This window comes from Bordetella saccharivorans, assembly GCF_045862855.1.
In the GTDB taxonomy this organism is placed as follows: Bacteria; Pseudomonadota; Gammaproteobacteria; order Burkholderiales; family Burkholderiaceae_B; genus Bordetella_A; species Bordetella_A petrii_F.
On record NZ_BAAFZO010000001.1, the window covers coordinates 2,708,145 to 2,726,897 of the forward strand.

The 18,753-nt window shown below is 69.9% G+C and carries 15 protein-coding genes; 5 read left to right on the forward strand and 10 right to left on the reverse strand.

Annotated elements, in window-relative coordinates:
• Positions 1-97 precede the first annotated feature (97 nt).
• The 3 genes from ACKTT0_RS12970 to rsmA are packed head-to-tail and all read left to right on the forward strand — an operon-like array spanning position 98 to position 4,780.
• A complete protein-coding gene (locus tag ACKTT0_RS12970; protein WP_407850284.1) occupies positions 98-2,443 on the forward strand; it encodes an LPS-assembly protein LptD in 2,346 nt (781 codons plus the stop codon).
• A complete protein-coding gene (locus ACKTT0_RS12975) occupies positions 2,440-3,978 on the forward strand; it encodes a peptidylprolyl isomerase (RefSeq protein ID WP_407850285.1) in 1,539 nt (512 codons plus the stop codon). Before ACKTT0_RS12970 ends, ACKTT0_RS12975 begins: the two co-directional genes overlap by 4 nt.
• 13 nt (positions 3,979-3,991) lie before the next feature.
• The gene (rsmA, locus tag ACKTT0_RS12980; protein WP_407850286.1) at positions 3,992-4,780 is read left to right on the forward strand and encodes a 16S rRNA (adenine(1518)-N(6)/adenine(1519)-N(6))-dimethyltransferase RsmA; all 789 of its coding nucleotides are present in this window, start codon (positions 3,992-3,994) and stop codon (positions 4,778-4,780) included.
• Positions 4,781-4,807: 27 nt separating this feature from the next.
• Here the strand turns inward: rsmA and ACKTT0_RS12985 are convergent, their stop codons facing one another.
• The gene (locus ACKTT0_RS12985; protein WP_407850287.1) at positions 4,808-5,950 is read right to left on the reverse strand and encodes a glycerate kinase; all 1,143 of its coding nucleotides are present in this window, start codon (positions 5,948-5,950) and stop codon (positions 4,808-4,810) included.
• 111 nt (positions 5,951-6,061) lie between these two features.
• On the opposite strand from ACKTT0_RS12985, the gene pyk reads away from it, so the two are divergent.
• Entirely contained in the window at positions 6,062-7,504 is a 1,443-nt protein-coding gene (pyk, locus tag ACKTT0_RS12990; protein WP_407850288.1) for a pyruvate kinase, read from the forward strand.
• 160 nt (positions 7,505-7,664) lie between these two features.
• On the opposite strand, the gene ACKTT0_RS12995 is transcribed toward pyk, so the two are convergent.
• Positions 7,665-8,894: a nucleoside recognition domain-containing protein gene (locus ACKTT0_RS12995; RefSeq protein WP_407850289.1), complete on the reverse strand. Its 1,230-nt coding sequence runs from the start codon at positions 8,892-8,894 to the stop codon at positions 7,665-7,667.
• 136 nt (positions 8,895-9,030) lie between these two features.
• On the opposite strand from ACKTT0_RS12995, the gene ACKTT0_RS13000 reads away from it, so the two are divergent.
• On the forward strand, positions 9,031-11,253 hold the full coding sequence (locus ACKTT0_RS13000) for an acyl-CoA dehydrogenase (RefSeq protein ID WP_407850290.1): 2,223 nt from the start codon (positions 9,031-9,033) through the stop codon (positions 11,251-11,253).
• A 200-nt stretch (positions 11,254-11,453) separates the two neighbouring features.
• Here the strand turns inward: ACKTT0_RS13000 and def are convergent, their stop codons facing one another.
• From def to ACKTT0_RS13040, 8 genes are all read right to left on the reverse strand, one after another.
• On the reverse strand, positions 11,454-11,987 hold the full coding sequence (gene def / locus ACKTT0_RS13005) for a peptide deformylase (protein ID WP_407850291.1): 534 nt from the start codon (positions 11,985-11,987) through the stop codon (positions 11,454-11,456).
• A gap of 10 nt (positions 11,988-11,997) precedes the next feature.
• Positions 11,998-12,393 carry a lactoylglutathione lyase gene (gene gloA / locus ACKTT0_RS13010; RefSeq protein WP_407850292.1) on the reverse strand — a complete coding sequence of 132 codons (396 nt, stop codon included), beginning with the start codon at positions 12,391-12,393 and terminating at the stop codon, positions 11,998-12,000.
• Between the two features lie 84 nt (positions 12,394-12,477).
• Entirely contained in the window at positions 12,478-13,455 is a 978-nt protein-coding gene (locus ACKTT0_RS13015) for a Bug family tripartite tricarboxylate transporter substrate binding protein (RefSeq protein ID WP_407850293.1), read from the reverse strand.
• 62 nt (positions 13,456-13,517) lie between these two features.
• Positions 13,518-14,720, reverse strand: a complete 1,203-nt coding sequence (tcuB, locus tag ACKTT0_RS13020) for a tricarballylate utilization 4Fe-4S protein TcuB (protein ID WP_407850294.1) — start codon at positions 14,718-14,720, stop codon at positions 13,518-13,520.
• Entirely contained in the window at positions 14,707-16,122 is a 1,416-nt protein-coding gene (gene tcuA / locus ACKTT0_RS13025) for an FAD-dependent tricarballylate dehydrogenase TcuA (RefSeq protein ID WP_407850295.1), read from the reverse strand. Before tcuA ends, tcuB begins: the two co-directional genes overlap by 14 nt.
• A gap of 84 nt (positions 16,123-16,206) precedes the next feature.
• Positions 16,207-17,133 carry a LysR family transcriptional regulator gene (locus ACKTT0_RS13030; protein ID WP_407850296.1) on the reverse strand — a complete coding sequence of 309 codons (927 nt, stop codon included), beginning with the start codon at positions 17,131-17,133 and terminating at the stop codon, positions 16,207-16,209.
• A 12-nt stretch (positions 17,134-17,145) separates the two neighbouring features.
• Entirely contained in the window at positions 17,146-18,036 is an 891-nt protein-coding gene (locus ACKTT0_RS13035; RefSeq protein WP_407850297.1) for a M48 family metallopeptidase, read from the reverse strand.
• Positions 18,014-18,751 carry a lysophospholipid acyltransferase family protein gene (locus ACKTT0_RS13040; protein ID WP_407850298.1) on the reverse strand — a complete coding sequence of 246 codons (738 nt, stop codon included), beginning with the start codon at positions 18,749-18,751 and terminating at the stop codon, positions 18,014-18,016. Before ACKTT0_RS13040 ends, ACKTT0_RS13035 begins: the two co-directional genes overlap by 23 nt.
• Positions 18,752-18,753: the final 2 nt, after the last annotated feature.

Consider the following 18,753-nt stretch of genomic DNA (forward strand, 5'->3'; position numbering starts at 1 on the left):
CGTTCCCGCTCGTACGCGCCTTTGGCGCCTGCCGGTCGGGCCGCCACCGTCGCCGCGCCGCGGGGCGGAGTCTCTGTCGATAAGGTTTGCATTCACGGTGCGTATGGTCCGGTGGTTGATCCTCTCTGCTGTCAGCATGGCCGGGGCCGTTCACGCCCAGGGCAGCGGAACGGTCCCGCCCGCCGATAACGGCCTGCAACTGGCGCCCCAGCTGCGCACCTCGCCGGGCCTGCGCGTGCACCGGCTGCCCGACGACGACATTCCCGCCTACCTGCAGGCCGACCACATGCAGGGCGACCCGGACTCCAACGTCACCCTGACCGGCACCGCCGAAGTGCGCCGCATCGACGGCGTGGCCAAGGGCGACCGCATCGATTACCGCAGCGACACGGGCGCCGTCGACATCCAGGGCAACGCGCGGCTGATGCGCGACGGCACGCTGGTGACGGGCCCTTCGGCGCAGTTCAATATCGATACCGACAGCGGCGAGATCGAATCGCCCAATTTCTGGATCGGCGCCAGCGGCGGCTCGGCCCGCGCCGAGCGCGCCGAGATATTCAGCCGCTCGCAGATGCGCCTGACCACCGTGCGGTACAGCGGTTGCGCGTGCGTCGAGCCGTCCTGGTACATCGAGGCCGACAGTGTCGACCTGGATTTCGACGAGAACGAAGGCGTGGCGCGCAACGGCGTGCTCTATTTCAAGGACGTGCCGCTGCTGGCATCGCCCTACCTGACCTTCCCGGTCAAGAAAGAACGCAAATCCGGTTTCCTGGTGCCCACCTATGGCTACACCAGCAACAGCGGCCTGGATCTGTCGCTGCCGTACTACTTCAACCTGGCGCCCAACTACGACCTGACCCTGCAGCCGCGTTTCCTGAGCAAGCGCGGCCCGCAACTGGGCGCCGAGTTCCGCTACCTGGGCCAGTCGTACTCCGGCAACATGGTCGGCACGTACTTGTCGAGCGACCGCGAGACCGGCGATTCGCGCTGGATGTTCCGCTCGCGCCACCAGCAACTGCTGGGCGCCGGCTTCTATGCCGACTGGGATTTCGCCAAGGTCTCGGACGACGACTACTTCCGCGACTTCTCCTCGCTGGGCCTGAACGAGGCCTCGACCACCTACCTGCCGCAGCGCGGCCGCGTGGGCTGGGGCAGCCGCTACTGGGAATCCTACGTGCAGGTCTTCAAGTACCAGACCCTGCAGGATCCGGACGCGCCGCTCGCCCCGCCCTATGACAAGGTGCCCGAGTTCTACCTGAAGGGCGCGCGCTACGACTTCGGCGGCTTCGACCTCGAATGGACCAGCTCCGCGGTGCGCTTCGAGCAGCCGCTGCTGGACGGCGTGCGCCTGGGGCCGGACGGCGACCGCCTGCAGACCTATGCCACGGCTTCGTATCCCATCGTGCGGCCCGGCTGGTTCCTGATCCCGAAGGCGGGCATCAACTACACCCAGTACGACACCGACTGGTACAGCCTGTCCGACAACCCGCGCTCGATGTCGCGCACGGTGCCGATCTTCTCGTTGGACGCCGGCCTGGTGTTCGAGCGCGACACCACGCTGTTCGGCAACGCTTCCATCCAGACGCTGGAGCCGCGCCTGTACTACCTGCGGGTGCCGTACCGCGACCAGTCCCAGCTGCCGGTCTATGACACGACGCTGGCTGATTTCAGCTTCGACCAGGCCTTCCAGGAAAACATCTACACCGGCGGCTGGGACCGCATCGCCAACGCCAACCAGCTCACGGCCGCGCTGACCACGCGCTGGCTGGACGCCGACACCGGCTTCGAGCGCCTGGCGCTGTCGGCGGCGCAGCGGCTGTATTTCGAAGACCAGAAAGTCACCTTGCCGGGCGAGACGCCGCGCGACAACGTGCGTTCCGATTTCCTCGTCTCGGCCAGCGCCGCCCTGACCGACACGCTCAGCACCGAGGTCGCGGCGCAGTACGACCCATACCGCAACAACTGGTCGCGCGGCCTGATCAGCGCGCGCTGGCGGCCGCAGCGCCTGACCTCCGTGGCGGTGGCGTACCGCTACCAGCGCGACCCGCTGCCGGGCGTGGCCTACCAGCCGCGCGGGCAGGACCAGATCAGCGTGGCCTTCCAGTGGCCGTTCAGCGAACGCTGGTACGGCGTGGGCCGCGTCGATTATTCGCTGCGCACCGAGGCCGCCACCGACACCGCCGCGCGGGAATCGCCGCGCGTGACCCAGGCCATCGCCGGCCTCGAGTACAAGGGCGACTGCTGCTGGACCGGCCGCGTGGTGTTCCAGCGCTACGCGGTGTCCTCGGCCGACACCAACAGCGCGGTGTTCTTCCAGTTGGAACTGAACGGGCTGGGCTCGCTGGGCACCGATCCCATGAGCCTGCTGAACAAGAGTATCCCGGGGTACCAGTCGGTCACTCCGGCGCCGCCTCCCGGCACGACGTTTGAAAGGTATGAATGATGCGTAGCTTGCACACTTTGCGCCGGCTGCCCGGCAATCTGCTGGTCCTGGCCGCGTGCACGGCCGCGCCCGCCGTGCTGGCGGCCCAGCAGCCCGCGCCGGCCCGGCCTGGCGCGGCCGCGGCGCCCGCGCCGCGCGAGCAATTCGTCGACGGCATCGCCGCCGTCGTCAACAAGGACGTGATCACCCTGCGCGAAGTCGACGTCGCGGCGGGGCGCGCCACGACGGAGCTCAAGCAGCGCGGCATCCAGGTGCCGCCGCAGGACATCCTGCGCCGGCAGGTGCTGCAGAACCTGATCATGGAACGCCTGCAGCGGCAGGAGGCCGACCGCCTCGGGATCCGCGTCAATGACCAGCAGGTCGACCAGGCCATCGAGAGCATCGCCGCGCGCAACAACATCCCGGTGGCGCAGATGCGCGCCGAGATCGAAAAAAGCGGCGTCGCCTGGAATCAGTACCGCCAGTCGCTGAGCAACGAAATCCGCATGAACCGCCTGCGCCAGCGCACGGTGGATTCCACCATCGTCATTACCGATGCCGAGGTCGATGCCTTCCTGAAAGACCAGGAGCGCAATCCCGCCGCTGCCGCCGCCGCGCGCGCGCCGGCGCCCGGCCAGGCCGCGCAGCCGGCCCCCGCGCCCGCGCAGCAGTCCGGGCCGGTGCAGGTCGCGCTGGCGCAGATCCTCGTGCGCGTGCCGGAAGGCTCCAGCCCCGACCAGGTGGCGGCCCTGCGCAAGAAGGCCGAGGACCTGCTGGCGCGGATCAAGCAAGGCGGCGATTTCGCCAGCCTGGCGGCGGCCGAGTCCGACGGACCCGAAGCCTTGCAGGGCGGCGTCATGGGCGCGCGGCCGCTGCAGGGCTGGCCCGACCTGTTCATCAAGGCGGTGGGTTCGCTGCAGAAAGGGCAGGTCAGCGGCCTGGTCCAGAGCGGCAACGGCTTCCATATCCTGAAGGTGCTGGACCGTTCCGGCGGCGCGCCGGCGCGCCCGGCCGCGCCGCCGCAGCAGGCGGCCGTGGCGCCGCAGCCCGGCGCGGGCATGCCGGCCCGGCAAGGGCCCGTGCAGGTCACCCAGACCCACGCGCGGCATATCCTGATCAAGACCTCGGCGGTCATGAACGACGACCAGGCGCGCCAGCGGCTCGAGCAGATCCGCCAGCGCATCGTCAACGGCGGCGTGTCGTTCGGCGACATGGCGCGCCAGTATTCGCAGGACGCCAACGCGCCGCAAGGCGGCGACCTGGGCTGGGTCAACCCCGGCGAGATGGTGCCGGCCTTCGAGCAGGCCATGAACGCGCTGCCGGTCGGCGGCATCAGCCAGCCGGTGCTGTCGCCGTTCGGCTGGCACCTGATCCAGGTCGAGGAACGCCGCGAGCACGACGTCAGCGATGAGCTGCAGCGCATGCAGGCGCGCCAGATCCTGTTCGAGCGCCGCGCCGAGCCGGCCTTCGAGGACTGGCTGGCGCAGCTGCGCAACGAGGCGTATATCGACAATCGCCTCGAGAAGCAGGTCCGCATGGAAGAGAACGCCCGCTGAGGCGCCTGCCGCCATGTCCAGACATCAGGCGCGCAAGCGCTTCGGGCAGCATTTCCTGACCGACGAGAGCGTGGTCGAGGCGATCGTGCGCGCCATCGCGCCGGCGCGCGACGATTGCATGGTCGAGATCGGCCCGGGGCTGTCGGCCCTGACCCAGCCCCTGCTGCGCAGCCTGGCCCGCCTGACCGTGGTCGAGATCGACCGCGACCTGGCGGCCCGCCTGCGCGGCCAGTATCCCGCCGACCGCCTGGCGGTGGTCGAGGCCGACGCGCTGACGGTCGACTTCGCCAGCCTGGGCGAACGGCTGCGGGTGGTCGGCAACCTGCCCTACAACATTTCCAGCCCCTTGCTGTTTCACTTGATGGCCGCGGCCGACCAGGTGCGGGACCAGCACTTCATGCTGCAGCGGGAAGTCATCGACCGCATGGTCGCCGCGCCCGGCAGCGCCGACTACGGCCGGCTGTCGGTGATGCTGCAATCGCGCTATCGCATGGACAAGCTGTTCGATGTGCCTCCCGAGGCCTTCGACCCGCCGCCGCGCGTGGTGTCGGCGGTGGTGCGCATGGTGCCGCTGCCGTCCGATCGGCTGCGCCCGGCCAGCGAGGCGGCGCTGCAGGCCGTGGTGGCGCGGGCTTTCGCGCAGCGGCGCAAGATGCTGCGGCGCGCGCTGGGCGACTGGGCCGGGCTGGTGCCCTGGGATGCGCTGGACATCCCGCCCACCGCGCGCGCCGAGGAAGTGCCGGTGGAGAAATTCATCCGGCTGACCGATGCGCTGCTGCAGGCGGGCGCCGTGCAGCCCTGAGCCCGGCCGCCTGCTGCCGCACTTCGTCTACAACATCCGCTTGCCGGCCGCGAGCCACAGCTGCATGACGTCGCGGGCGCGGTCGGCCAGGTATTGGGCCGCGTTGTCGCAGGCCTGTCGCAGCGTGAGCGGCCCGGGTGCCAGGCTGAACGCCGCGGTGATGCCGCCGGCATGCAGTTCCTGGTAGCCGTCGCCCAGCGAACCCGCCAGCGCCACCACCGGCACGCCGGCCTGCTGCGCGATGCGCGCCACGCCGGCGGGCGTCTTGCCGCGCAAGGTCTGGGCGTCCATGCGGCCTTCGCCGGTGAAGGCCAGCGCGGCGCCCTGCATGGCTTGCGCCAGGCCGCCCAGCTCGGCCACCAGCTCGACTCCCGGCCGGAAATGCGCGTCCAGGAAAGCGTGCGCGGCGAAGCCCAGGCCGCCAGCCGCGCCGGCGCCCGGCGCATCGCGCAGGTCGCGCCCCAGGTCGCGCGCGCAGACATCGGCCAGCCGCGCCAGGCTGGCATCGAGCTCGGCCACCTGCTGCGGCGAGGCGCCTTTCTGCGGGCCGAAGGTATGCGATGCGCCCTGCGGACCGCACAAGGGGTTGTCGACATCGGAAGCGATCTCGATACGGGTATCGGCCAGGCGCGCATCGAGGCCGCTGGTGTCGATGCTGTCCAGCGCCGCCAGCGCCGCGCCGCCCGGCGGCAGTTCGCGTTTGCCGGCATCGAGGAAGCGCACGCCCAGCGCGCGCAGCAGGCCGGCGCCGCCATCGTTGGTGGCCGACCCGCCCAACCCGAGGATGATGCGGCGCGCGCCGGCATCGAGGGCGGCGCGCACCAGTTGGCCGACGCCGTGGCTGTCGGCGCGCAGCGGGTCGCGGCGTTCGGGCGGGGTCTGTTCCAGCCCGGCCGCCGCGGCCATTTCGATGACCGCGGTGGCGTCCGGCAGCCAGCCCCAGTCCGCGTCGAGCGCCTCGCCGAGCGCGCCGCGCACCGGCGTGCTGCGCCACTGGCCGCCGGTGGCCGCCAGCACCGCAGCCACCGTGCCTTCGCCGCCGTCGGCCATGGGGATGCAGACCGTATGCGCGCCCGGATAGGCCTGCTTGATGCCCCGGGCGATGGCGGCGGCGGCGTCCGGGGCGGACAGGCTTTCCTTGAAGGAGTCGGGGGCGATGACGATTTTCACGGCGGTCGGTGGCGGGGGCGCAACGGAGTGGAATCAGGTATCCGCATAATACCCGTGCAATAGGCGGGCGGCGTACCATAGCGATTTCGTCGTTTTGCGAGAGGGGTTTCCATGTCCGTATTGCGCCGCACCAAAATCGTCGCCACGCTGGGTCCGGCAAGTTCCACGCCCGAGCAGCTCGAGGCCCTGGTGCGCGCCGGCATCGACGTGGCCCGCCTGAATTTCTCGCACGGCACCGCCGACGACCATCGCGAGCGCGCGCGCCTGGTCCGCGAGATCGCGGCGCGCCAGGGCCGTTTCGTGGCGCTGATGGGCGACCTGCAAGGTCCCAAGATCCGCATCGCGCGCTTTGCCGACAAGCAGGTCGTGCTGCGCGCGGGGCAGCCCTTCACGCTGTCGAACAGCCATCCCAAGGACGCCGGCGACGCCACCATTGTCGGCATCGACTATCCCGAACTGGTGCAGGACTGCAAGCCCGGCGACGAACTGCTGCTCGACGACGGCCGCGTGGTGCTGGTGGTGGACCGCATCGCGGCCGACGCGGTGCACACCACGGTGGCGGTGGGCGGGCCGCTGTCCAACAACAAGGGCATCAACCGGCGCGGCGGCGGCCTGTCGGCGCCCAGCCTGACCGACAAGGACCGCGCCGACATCCTGGTGGCGGCCGAGCTCAAGCTCGACTACGTCGCCGTGTCGTTCCCCCGCTATGGCCGCGACATCGACGAGGCGCGCCAGCTGGTGCGCGCGGCCGGCAGCGAGGCCTGGATCATCGCCAAGATCGAGCGCGCCGAGGCCGTGGTCGACGACGAGGCGCTCGACTCGCTCATCCGAGCCAGCGACGGCGTCATGGTGGCGCGCGGCGACCTGGGCGTGGAAGTGGGCGATGCCGAGCTGGTGGGCATCCAGAAGCGCATCATCCAGCACGCCCGCACGCTGAACAAGGTGGTCATCACGGCCACCCAGATGATGGAGTCGATGATCTCCAGCCCGCTGCCGACCCGGGCCGAAGTTTCCGACGTGGCCAACGCGGTGCTGGACTACACCGACGCCGTCATGCTGTCGGCCGAGAGCGCCTCCGGCCAGTATCCCGTCGAGGCCGTGCAGGCCATGGCGCGTGTCTGCCTGGGCGCGGAAAAGCATCCCACCACCACGCATTCGCATCATCGCCTGGGCGAGACGTTCTCCCGTTGCGACGAAACCATCGCGCTGGCCGCCATGTACGCGGCCAACCATTTCCCGGGCGTGAAGGCCATCATCGCCCTGACCGAGAGCGGCCACACGCCGCTCATCATGTCGCGCATCCGCTCCGGCGTGCCCATCTATTGCTACAGCCCACACAGCCAGACCCAGAACCGGGTCGCCATGTTCCGTGGCGTGTACACCGTGCCGTTCGATCCGGCCGCCTACGACCCGGCCGACCTTAGCAACGCGGCCATCGACGAACTGAAAAAGCGCGGCCGCGTGCAACCCGGCGACTGGATCATCCTGACCAAGGGCGATTTCTATCGCGACAGCGGCGGCACCAACGGCATGAAGATCCTGATGGTGGAATGAGTCCCCCGGGCGCGCCGGTCGCCAACTTGCCAGGTGTCAGACACCCAGAAGGTGTCTGACACCTTTCCGTGCAAAAGGTGTCCCGGCCTGCCAGGCGTCGAGCGTGCGTTGGCTGCACCAGGTGTCAGACACCCAGAGGGTGTCTGACACCTTTCATCCTTCACCCGAAGAACCAGTAGCACACGCCGATCGCGGCCAGCACCCCGGCCAGGTCGGCCAGCAGCGCGCATCCCACGGCATGGCGGGCGCGCAGGATGCCCACCGAGCCGAAGTACACCGCCAGCACGTAGAAGGTGGTCTCGGTGCTGCCCTGCATGACGGCCGCCAGCAGCGCCGGGAAGCTGTCCACTCCGAAATGGGTCATGGTCTCCAGCATCATGGCGCGCGCCGCGCTGCCCGAGAACGGCTTGACCAGGGCGGTGGGCAGGGCATCGACGAAGCGGGTGTCCCAGCCGGCCGCGTGCGCCAGCCAGCGTATGCCGTCCAGCGCCACATCCAGCGCGCCGGAAGCGCGCAGCACTCCGACTGCGCACAGCATCGCCACCAGGTAAGGCAGCAGGCTCTTGGCCACATCGAAGCCTTCCTTGGCGCCGGCGATGAAGGTCTCGTACACCGGCACGCGCTTCCAGGCGCCGACGGCCAGGAACGCCAGCAGCACGCCGAACAGCATCAGGTTGCCCAGCAGCGACGACAGGCTGGCGATGGCGGCGGCCGACATGCCGGCCAGCAGGGCCATGAAGCCGCCCAGCAGCAGGGCGATGCCGCCCAGCCAGGCCAGCGCCACCGGGTCGTACAGCTTCAGGCGCTGGCAGGCGGCCACCGCCAGCAGCCCGGCCAGCGTCGACGCGCTGGTGGCCAGCAGAATGGGCAGGAACACCAGGGTGGGGTCGGCCGCGCCCTGCTGTGCGCGGAACATGAACAGCGTCACCGGCAGCAGGGTCAGCGAGGACGCGTTCAGCACCAGGAACAGGATCTGCGCGTTGCTGGCGGTGTCCGGGCGCGGGTTGAGGCTTTGCAGTTCCCGCATGGCGCGCAGCCCGATGGGCGTGGCGGCATTGTCCAGGCCCAGCCCGTTGGCGGCGAAGTTCAGGGTGATCAGGCCGATGGCGGGATGGCCGCGCGGCACCTCGGGCATCAGGCGGGCGAACAGGGGGCCGAGCAGGGCGGCCAGCTTTTCCACCAGGCCGGCCGACTCGGCAATGCGCAGGAAACCGAGCCACAGCGTCAAGGTGCCGAACAGCAGCACCATGACTTCGACCGAGACGCGTGCCATGTCGAACAGGCTGGCGACGATCTGGCGGAACACGTCCGCATCGCCGATGGCCAGCCAGCGGTACAGGCCCGCCACGGCGGCGGCTGCGAAGAAACCCAACCAGAGCTTATTGAGCATGACAGAGGACAAGGCTGCGTGGAAAAAAGGCCGCTCGCGGCGCCGTCATTGTCGCAGACTTGCCGCCCCGGGGATGTCGGCCGGCCGGCAATTCTGTTAACTTGGGCCGGTACGTGCACCGCATAAAAGGTTGAACATGGACTTCAATGCCTGGCGCCGCCGCCGCATTTCCGACCCCGCCTACCGTTGGGCCCGCGGCGCCATGCCGGGCCTGTCCGACACCGAACGCGAGGCCATCGAGGCCGGCGACGTCTGGTGGGATGCCGACCTGTTCACCGGCGACCCCGACTGGAACAAGCTGCTGGCCGTGCCGCAGGCCACCCTCACGCCCGCCGAACAGCAGTTCCTCGACGGGCCCGTGGCGCAGCTGTGCGCCATGCTCGACGAATGGGACATCACCTGGAATCTCGGCGACCTGCCCGAGCCCGTGTGGCGCTTCATGCGCGAACAGCGCTTCTTCGGCATGATCATCCCGCAGCAGTACGGCGGGCTGGGGTTCTCGCCCTATGCGCATTCCGAAGTGGTGCGCCGCATCTCGGCCCGCTCCATCACCGCGGGCGTCACCGTGATGGTGCCCAATTCGCTGGGGCCCGGCGAGCTGCTGCTGCAGTTCGGCACGCCCGAGCAGCGCGACTACTGGCTGCCGCGGCTGGCCGACGGCACCGAGGTTCCATGCTTCGGCCTGACCAGCCCCGAGGCCGGCTCCGACGCCGCGTCCATGACCGACACCGGCGTGGTGTGCCGCCAGGTGGTCGACGGCCAGGAAATCCTCGGCATCCGCCTGAACTGGCACAAGCGCTACATCACCCTGGGGCCCGTCGCCACCGTGCTGGGGCTGGCCTTCAAGCTGCATGACCCGGACGGCCTGCTGGGCGGCCCCGCCGACGTGGGCATCTCGGTGGCGCTGGTGCCCACCGATGCGCCCGGCGTCAGCATCGGGCGCCGCCACCTGCCGTCCATGCAGGTCTTCCAGAACGGCCCCAACCAGGGCCAGGACGTCTTCGTGCCGCTGGAAGCGCTCATCGGCGGGCCGGCCAAGGCGGGCCAGGGCTGGCAGATGCTCATGAGCGCGCTGGCGGCCGGGCGCGGCATCTCGCTGCCGTCGCTGTCGGCCGCGGCGGCGGTCTACAGCGCCCACACCACCGGCATGTACGCGCGCGTGCGCCAGCAGTTCGGCATCCCGGTGGGCCGCTTCGAGGGCGTGCAGGAAAAGCTCGGCCGGCTGGCCGCCAACGCGTACGTGGTCGAGGCCGCGCGCCGGCTCACCTGCGCCGCGCTCAACCAGGGCCACAAGCCGGCGGTGGTGTCCGCCATCATGAAATACCACGCCACCGAACGCATGCGCGAGTCCGTCAACGACGCCATGGACGTGCACGGCGGCAAGGCGGTCATCGACGGCCCGGCCAACTACCTGAGCCCGCTGTACCGCGCGCTGCCCATCGCCATCACCGTCGAGGGCGCCAACATCCTGACCCGCTGCCTGATCATCTTCGGCCAGGGCGCCATTCGCGCGCACCCGTACCTGATGCGCGAGGTGCTGGCGGTCGGCGACGCCGACGAGGCCCGCGGGGCGCAGGCTTTCCACGAGGTCTTCTGGAAGCACCTGGGCCATGCCCTGAAGAACGGCTTGCGCGCCTGGGGGCGGGCCTGGACGGGCGGCCTGCTGGCGCGCGCGCCGGCCACCGCCACCGCGCGCCACTACCGGCGCCTGGGCCGCTATGCGTCGGCCTTCGCGCTGCTGGCGGACGCGGCCATGGGCACGCTGGGCGGGGCGCTCAAACGCCGCGAGATGCTGTCGGCGCGCCTGGGCGACATCCTGGCCGAACTGTACCTGCTGTCAGCCGTGCTCAAGCGCTGGGAAGACGAAGGCCGTTGCCATGCCGACCTGCCCCTGGTGCAGTGGTGCATGGACGACGGCTGCGCGCGCATCGAGACCCGCCTCGACCAGGTGCTGGCCAACCTGCCGGCACGGCCGCTGGCGTGGGCGCTGCGGGCGCTGGTGCTGCCGGTGCGGCTGAACCGCGGCCCCGGCGATGCGCTGACCCGCGATTGCGCCGACCTGCTGCTGGCCCCATCGCCCACCCGCGACCGCCTGGTCGCGGACCTGCAGCGCGGCGGCGCCGGCGACGACGCCCTGGCCGAACTCGAACGCGCCTTCGGCCTGGTCGATACCGTGCAGCCCCTGCATGACCGCCTGCGCCGCGAAGGCGTGCGCGACTGGCGCGATGCCCATCGCGGCGGCGCCATCACCGACGAGCAGGCCCGCCAGATCGAAGCCGCCGAAGCGGCCGTGGCCAAGGTGGTGGCGGTGGATGACTTCGCGCCGGGCGAGTTCGCGCGCACGCGTGCGCAGACCTGAAGGGCGTCATTGCGGGCGCCGCAAGGTGTCTGACACCCGGGCCAGGCCTCGGCAAAAGCTGGGCTGTCTCGACGGGTGTCAGACACCTGACTTCGAAAAACTGGACTGTCTCGACGGGTGTCAGGCACCTGCCTTCGGCAGGACGGGGGGCGGACACCTGCCTTCGGCGCCATCCCAGCCCTCGCCGCATGGCTCGGCCGTCAGTCGTCCCGGTTCGGGTCCATGCCGGGAAACAACACTTCCGTGAAGCCGAACTTGGAGAAGTCCTCGATCCGCGAGGGGTACAGGCGGCCGATGAGATGGTCGCACTCGTGCTGCACCACGCGCGCATGGAAGCCTTCCGCCTCGCGCTCGATGCGCTGGCCGTAGGGGTCCAGGCCGCTGTAGCGGATGTGGCGGTAGCGCGGCACCAGGCCGCGCAGGCCGGGCACCGACAGGCAGCCCTCCCAGCCGTCCTCGCGCTCGTCGGACAGCGGCGTGATGACCGGGTTGCACAGCACCGTCTGCGGTACCGGCGGCGCGTCGGGGTAGCGTTCGTTGTGCTGGAAGCCGAAGATCACCAACTGCAAGTCCACGCCGATCTGGGGCGCGGCCAGGCCCACGCCTTGGGCATGGGCCATGGTCTCGAACATGTCGGCCACCAGCGCGTGCAGGTCGGGGGTATCGAAGCGCTCGACCGGCTGCGCCACGCGCAGCAGGCGCGGGTCGCCCATCTTGAGAATGGCGTGGATCATGGCCGGGCGGTCAGTCGTCGCGGCCCTTGCGCTGGATGAACTCGATCTTGTAGCCGTCCGGGTCCTCGACGAAGGCGATGACGGTGGTGCCGTGTTTCATGGGGCCGGCCTCGCGGGTGACCTTGCCGCCCTTCTGCTTGACCTTCTCACAGGCTTCGTAGGCGTCTTCCACTTCCAGGGCGATATGGCCGTAGCCGTTGCCGAGGTCGTAGCTGGCGGTGTCCCAGTTGTGGGTCAGCTCGATGACGGCGCCTTCGCTTTCGTCCTGGTAGCCGACGAAGGCCAGGGTGAACTTGCCGTCGGGGTAGTCTTTGCGGCGCAGCACGCGCATGCCCAGGACATTGGTATAGAAATCGATGGACTTGTCCAGGTTGCCGACGCGCAGCATGGTGTGCAGGAGACGCATGGGGGAATTCCTTGTGCTTGTAATGCCAGTCTGACATCGTAGCAAACCGCAAGGCCAGGCGCTCCTGCTGCCATGTCCTCCGGCTCAGTTCGCCGAGGCGCCCGAGGCCTTGACCGCTTCCGCCCAGGCCGCGATCTCGCTCTGGATGAACGCGCCGAACTCGCCGGTATTGATGGCGGCCGCCTCGGCGCCTTCCTCCATCAGCCGCTGGCGCACCTCGGGCGCGGCCAGTGCTTTCGAGAAGGCCTGGTTCAGCGTATCCACCACCGCCGGGGGCGTGCCCGCCGGCGCGACGATGCCGTGCCAGGAGATCGCCTGGAACCCGGGCAGGCCCGATTCGGCCATGGTGGGCAACTCGGGCAGGGCGGGCGAGCGGCGCGGCGAGGTCACGGCCAGCGCGCGCAAGGTGCCGGCCTTGATGTGGGGCAGGGCGCCCGGGATGGTGGTGAACAGGAACTGCACCTGGCCGCCGATCAGGTCGGCCAGCGCCGGGCTGCCGCCCTTGTACGGGACGTGCACGAACTCCAGCCCGGTGCGTTGCTTGAACATCTCGCCGGCCAGGTGGCCAGGCGTGCCAGCGCCAGCCGATGCCATGTTGAAGGCATTGCCGCCGGCCTTGATCTCGGCGATCAGCTCCTGCACATTGGTGGCCTTGACCTGCTTGTTGACCACCAGCACGTTCGGCACGGTGGCCAGCAGCGTCACCGGGGTGAAGTCCTTCACGGCGTCGTACTGCAGCTTCTTGTACAGCGACGGGTTGATGCCGTGCGTGCTGGCCGTGGCCAGCAGCAGTGTGTAGCCGTCGGGCGCGGCGGTGGCCACCGCCTTGGCTGCGATCGAGCCGTTGGCGCCGCCCTTGTTGTCGACCACGATGGTCTGGCCCAACGTCTTGCCGACCTCGGAGGCGACCGTGCGCGCCAGGATGTCGGAGGTGCCGCCGGCGGAGTGCGGCACGATCAGCGTGATGGCGCGCCGCGGGAAGTCCTGGGCGGCCGCGGGGAAGGTACAGGCATATGCCGCCAGCGCCGCTCCGCAGGCGGCGCGGGTAAGGATTTTCTTCATCGGAATGTCTCCGTGGTTCCGCAATGTAAAGAGGGAACGCCCGCCCCGCGCGGGCGCGGGTGTCAGTCGGCCCCGAGCTTGAGCGGGTCCGGCTGGCGTTTCTCGATGGCCCATTTCAGCAGGGCCGCGCAGCGGAAGATGCCATGCGCGAACTTGCCGTAGGGCAGAGTCAGGAACAGCGCCATGACCACCCCCAGGTGGACAGCGAGCAGCAGGCCCATCAGCGCGGTGTCGCGCAAGGCCAGCAGCAGCAGGCCGGTCAGGCTGGTCAGGAACAGCAGCGCGATGAAGCCGCGGTCCATGGGGCGCTGGTCCGGGTCGCCCTGCAGCGGGTGGCGGCGCAGGTTCAGCCACAGCAACCCGGCCGGGCCGATCAGCAGGCCGATGCCGCCTGCCGTGCCCAGCAGCACCGGCAGGCTCAGGAAGGGGTAGGGAGCCTGCCAGCCCAAGGCGTAGTGGTACAGCGTGGCCACGCTGGTGGCGGCGAAGCAGAGCATGAAGCCGTAGAAGGTGAAATGATGGAAGCGCCGGCGCCACAGCGTGAATGCGTCGTCGGCGTTGTTGCAGCCCTTGCCGTGCCCGCCGTCCAGGTACTTGAGGCGCAGCGCGTCATGCGTGGCCTCGGCCACGGCGGGGCCGGAAGCCGCGCCCGGCGACACATCGCGCCAGAAGCGCGCCACGCCGATGCCCAGCGCCACGATGGCGAACACGAACACCAGGCCGAACATCAGCGCCAGCGTGTTATGCGGGAAGATGGCGTAGAAATTGCCGGCCAGGGGTTCGTGCAGCAGGCCGCCGGTAATGGCCACCGTCAGCGCCAGGAACAGCGCCAGGGCGCCGGCGGCGGCCAGCGACAGCGCCAGGCCGTTGCGCTTGTACAGCTTGCCCAGCGCCGCCGGCCAGGCATAGTCGCTGTATGTCTGGACCCGCACCTTGGCCATGGCCTGCGGCACGTTCACGCCGAACTCGTGCGGCGGGGCATACTGGCAGGCGTGCAGGCAGGCGCCGCAGTTGTGGCACAGGTTGGCCAGGTAGTTGACGTCGGCCTTGCCGAACTCCAGCCGCCGCGTCATGGCCGGGAATACCGCGCAGAAGCCTTCGCAATAGCGACAGGCATTGCAGATCTGCATGACGCGCGCCACTTCGGTTTCGTCGGCGGTCAGGCTGGCCGGCGCCTTGCCGTGCCAGCGCACGGGTTGTTCGGCCATCATGGCCGGCGCCGCCTCGCCGCGCGCCTGGCGGGTCAGTTCTTCAAGCTGCTTCACGTTGTGCTCCGTTTGCCCCCTGGGCGCGCGCGGCGGCGGCCGCGCGGGTGCCGGCGATGCGGCCGAAGGCCGTGCCGATCGACATGCCGACGCCGGCGGTATAGCCTTTGCCGAGCACGTTGCCGGCCATCATTTCGCCGGCCACGAAGAGGTTCTGGCTGGGGCGGTCGTTGAACCGCACGGCCGCGGTGTCGTCCACCTTGAGGCCCAGGTAGGTGAAGGTGATGCCCGGCCGCAGCGCGTAGCCGTAGAACGGCGGCGTGTCGATGGGGCGCGCCCAGTGTGTCTTGGCCGGCTCCACGCCTTCGGTGTGGCAGTCGTCGAGCCTGGTGTGGTCGAACGTGCCGACGCGGCATGCCGCGTTGTATTCCGCCAGCGTGCGCGTGAACTGCGCCTCGTCCAGCCCCAGCTTGCGCGCCAGCTCGGGCAGGGTGTCGGCCTGCACGCCCGGGAACACCGGCGGCATGAAGCGGCCGACCGCCTTGGAGTCGATGATGGAGTAGGCGATCTGGCCCGGCTGCATGGCCGTCAGCCGGCCCCAGATGGCGTAGCGCTTGGGCCAGAAGTCCTCGCCTTCGTCGTAGAAGCGGCGCGCCTCGCGGTTGACCACGACCCCCAGCGACACGCAGTCGATGCGGGTACAGATGCCGCCGTCGTAGAGCGGTGCGCGCGCGTCGATGGCCACGCAATGCGACTGGGACGGATCGCCGATGGTGTCGGCCCCGGCGTCGATCATGAATTTCAGCAGCACGCCCATGTTGAAGCGGGTGCCGCGGATCAGGAAGTTGTCGGCCGGCCATTCGCCGCGCTCGTTCTGGCCCCAGGCCTCGCGCAGCCATTCGCGGTTCGATTCGAAACCGCCGGCGGCCAGCACGCAGGCGCGCGCCTCGATGCGCTCGGCACCGATGCGGGCGGCCACGAAGCGGCCATTGTCGAGCTCCAGCGCATCCACCGGCGCTTCGTAGCGGATCTGTACGCCGAGGGCTTCGGCGCTGCGGTAGTAGGCGTTGACCAGGGCCTTGCCGCCGCCCATGAAGAAGGCGTTGGTGCGCGCCACGTGCAGCGCGCCCGACAGCGGCGGCTGGAAGTTCACGCCATGCTTGCGCATCCAGTCGCGACAGGTGGACGATTCGCGGATGACCAGCCGGGCGAGGTGTTCATTGGTGAGGCCGCCGGTGACCTTGAGCAGGTCCTGCCAGTATTCCTCTTCCGGGTATGCCTCCACCAGCACGTCCTGCGGGGCGTCGTGCATGCAGCGCAGGTTGCGGGTGTGTTGCGAATTGCCGCCGCGCCATTCGCGCGGGGCTGCTTCCAGCAACAGCACGCTGGCGCCTGCTTCACGCGCCATCAAGGCCGCGCACAGGGCCGCGTTGCCGCCGCCGATTACCAATACATCGATCATGATCAGGGCCTGGCCTAGGGAATCAGGCCCGGACTATAGGACGGCCCGGCGCGGCGGCGCCATCCCCATATCGTCAATAGCTGTTCACGATTTGTGAAGGGTCGCCCCGGGCCAGGCGCCCGCCCGGACCAGCGTTTCGGCCGTTTGCGCGAGCAGGACGCGGGCGGCCAGGGCGGCCGGCGACAGCTCGTCGTCGGACACGCTGGCCAGCAGGTTGGCGCGGCGCACCTGGCGGTCGGCGATCTGCCGCAGCGCCAGCGGCTCGCCGCGCAGGCGCACGGTCGCGGCGCCGGGCTGGATGGTGGCGCCGAAGCCCGCGCGCACCAGGTCCATGAGCACGTCCAGGCCGTCGATCTCGGCGGCGATGTTGGGTTCGATGCGCAGGCGCGCGCAGGAGGCGTCGACCAGCGCGCGCAGCCCGTGGCTGCCGCTGGGCAGCAACAAGGGCAGGCTGGCGACGTCGCGCAGGCGCGTAGGCCCTTCGGGCGGCAGCCCGGGCAGGCCGGGCGGGGCGATCAGGAACAGCCGCTCGTCGATCAGCGGCAGCGTGCTCCAGCGGCGCGCCGCCTCGGTGCGAAACACTACGGCCAGGTCGAGCTGGCGGGCATTGAGCATGGCGCTCAGGTAGCCTGACAGGCTTTCCACCAGGTGCACGCGCACGTCCGGATAGCGCTCGCGCATGGCGCGCAGGAAGGGCACGGCCAGCACCGAAGCCGTGGTGGCTGGCAGCCCGACGCTGACCTCGCCGGTCAGGCGCGAGGCCTTGGCGGCGCGCGCCGCGCCGTCGACATGGCGCAGGGCCAGTTGGGCCTGGCGCAGGAAGGCCAGCCCGGCGTCGGTGGGCACCACTCCGCTGGAGGTGCGGGTCAGCAGCCGCGTCGACAGTTCGCTTTCCAGGCGGCTGATCTGCTGGCTGAGGGCGGAGGTGACTACGCCGAGGTCGGCGGCGGCGCGCCCCATGCTGCCGAATTCGGCCACTTTGACGAAATAGCGGAGCTGGCGCAATTCCATGGCAACGGGCCGCTAGAACTGCGGCAGGCTGGCGGGATCGTGCCGGCGCAGCACGTTCTTGGCTTCTTCGAAGCCTGGCAGGATGTTGCCGACTTCGGCCCAGAAGTCGCGGCTGTGGTTCATTTCGCGCAGGTGGGCGAGCTCGTGCGCGATGACGTAGTCGATGATGGACGGCGCGAAGTGGATCAGGCGCCAGTTCAGCATGATGTTGCCGTCGCTGGTGCACGAGCCCCAGCGGGTGGCCGCCGACGACAGGCGCCAGCGGCGGATCTTCAGGCCGCTGACCTGCAGGAAATGCGCCAGGCGCGCGCCGAACCAGGCACCGGCGCGTTGTTGCAGCCAGGCCTGCGCGGCGTCGCGGATGCGCGCCTGGTCGGCGTCGGCCGGCAGGGCCAGCCAGAGGGTGTCGCCGTCGTTGGGTGCGTCGGCATCGCCCGAGAGGAACGCCTGGCGCCGGTCGGCGCCCATGCCCAGCACGATGCGCCGGCCCAGGTAGGGCAGTTCGCCGCCGGGCTGCCAGCGGGTCCGGGACATGGCCAGTTGTTCCTTGCGGGCCTGCCAGTCGCGCAGCTTGGCGAGGATCCAGCGCGCTTTCTCGCGCACCGCGTCGTCGATCTGGGTCAGCGTGACCCAGTTGGGCGCGGTGACGCGCAGGCCGTCGTCGGCCACCACGAAGCCGATGCTGCGCCGGCGCGAGCGCAGCAGGACGAAGCCGATGGTTTGCTGCTCGGTGGCGACTTCGCGCCAGCGGGCGCCGGGCGGCAGGGGATCGGGGCGCGGCGTGGCCACCGTGGACGCGGCGACCGGCGCCGGCGGAGTCAGCAGGGGGGCCGCCTGCGGCGCGCCGGGCGCCGCAGGCTCGGGTTCGGTGAACAGCAGTTCAAGCTGACCGTTGCTGGGCATACCTTTCGGGATTGAGTTGGCGCATTTCCCCTTCGATCCAGGCCTGTACCTTGGCGTTCAGGTCCTCGGGGGAGATTCCCTGCGATTCTATCGCGGGCCCGATGGACACGGTGATCAGCCCCGGCTGCTTGACGAAGGCGTTGCGGCGCCAGCATTCGCCCGCATTGTGCGCCACCGGGATCACCACCGCGCCGGTGCGCGAGGCCAGCAGGGCGCCGCCCATCTTGAAGCGCCCGGCCTGCCCGGGCGCCACCCGCGTGCCCTCGGGGAACAGCAGTGGCCAGCGGCCTTCGTCGAGCCGCACCTGGCCCTGGCGGATGACCTGTTCGAAGGCGTCGCGGCCCTTGGAGCGGTCGATGGGGATCATGCGCAGGAGCGCCAGGCCCCAGCCGAAGAACGGCAGCATGTGCAGTTCTTTCTTGTACACGTAGCAGACTTCGCGCGGCATGTGGGCCGGGAAGAACAGCGTTTCCCAGGCGGACTGGTGCTTGGACAGCAGGATGGCGGGCCCGTCGGGGAGGTTTTCGGCGCCCTTGATCTGCCAGCGGATGCCGCAGAAGGCGCGCGCGCCCCAGATCGCCAGGCGCGGCCAGCCCACCGTGAGCTTGTAGCGCCAGTGCAGCGGCAGCGGCGCCCACAGAATGCAGGCAATGGCGTACGGGATGACGGTGACGACCAGGAACACCATGTAGAACAGCGAACGCAGCCAGGCCATCG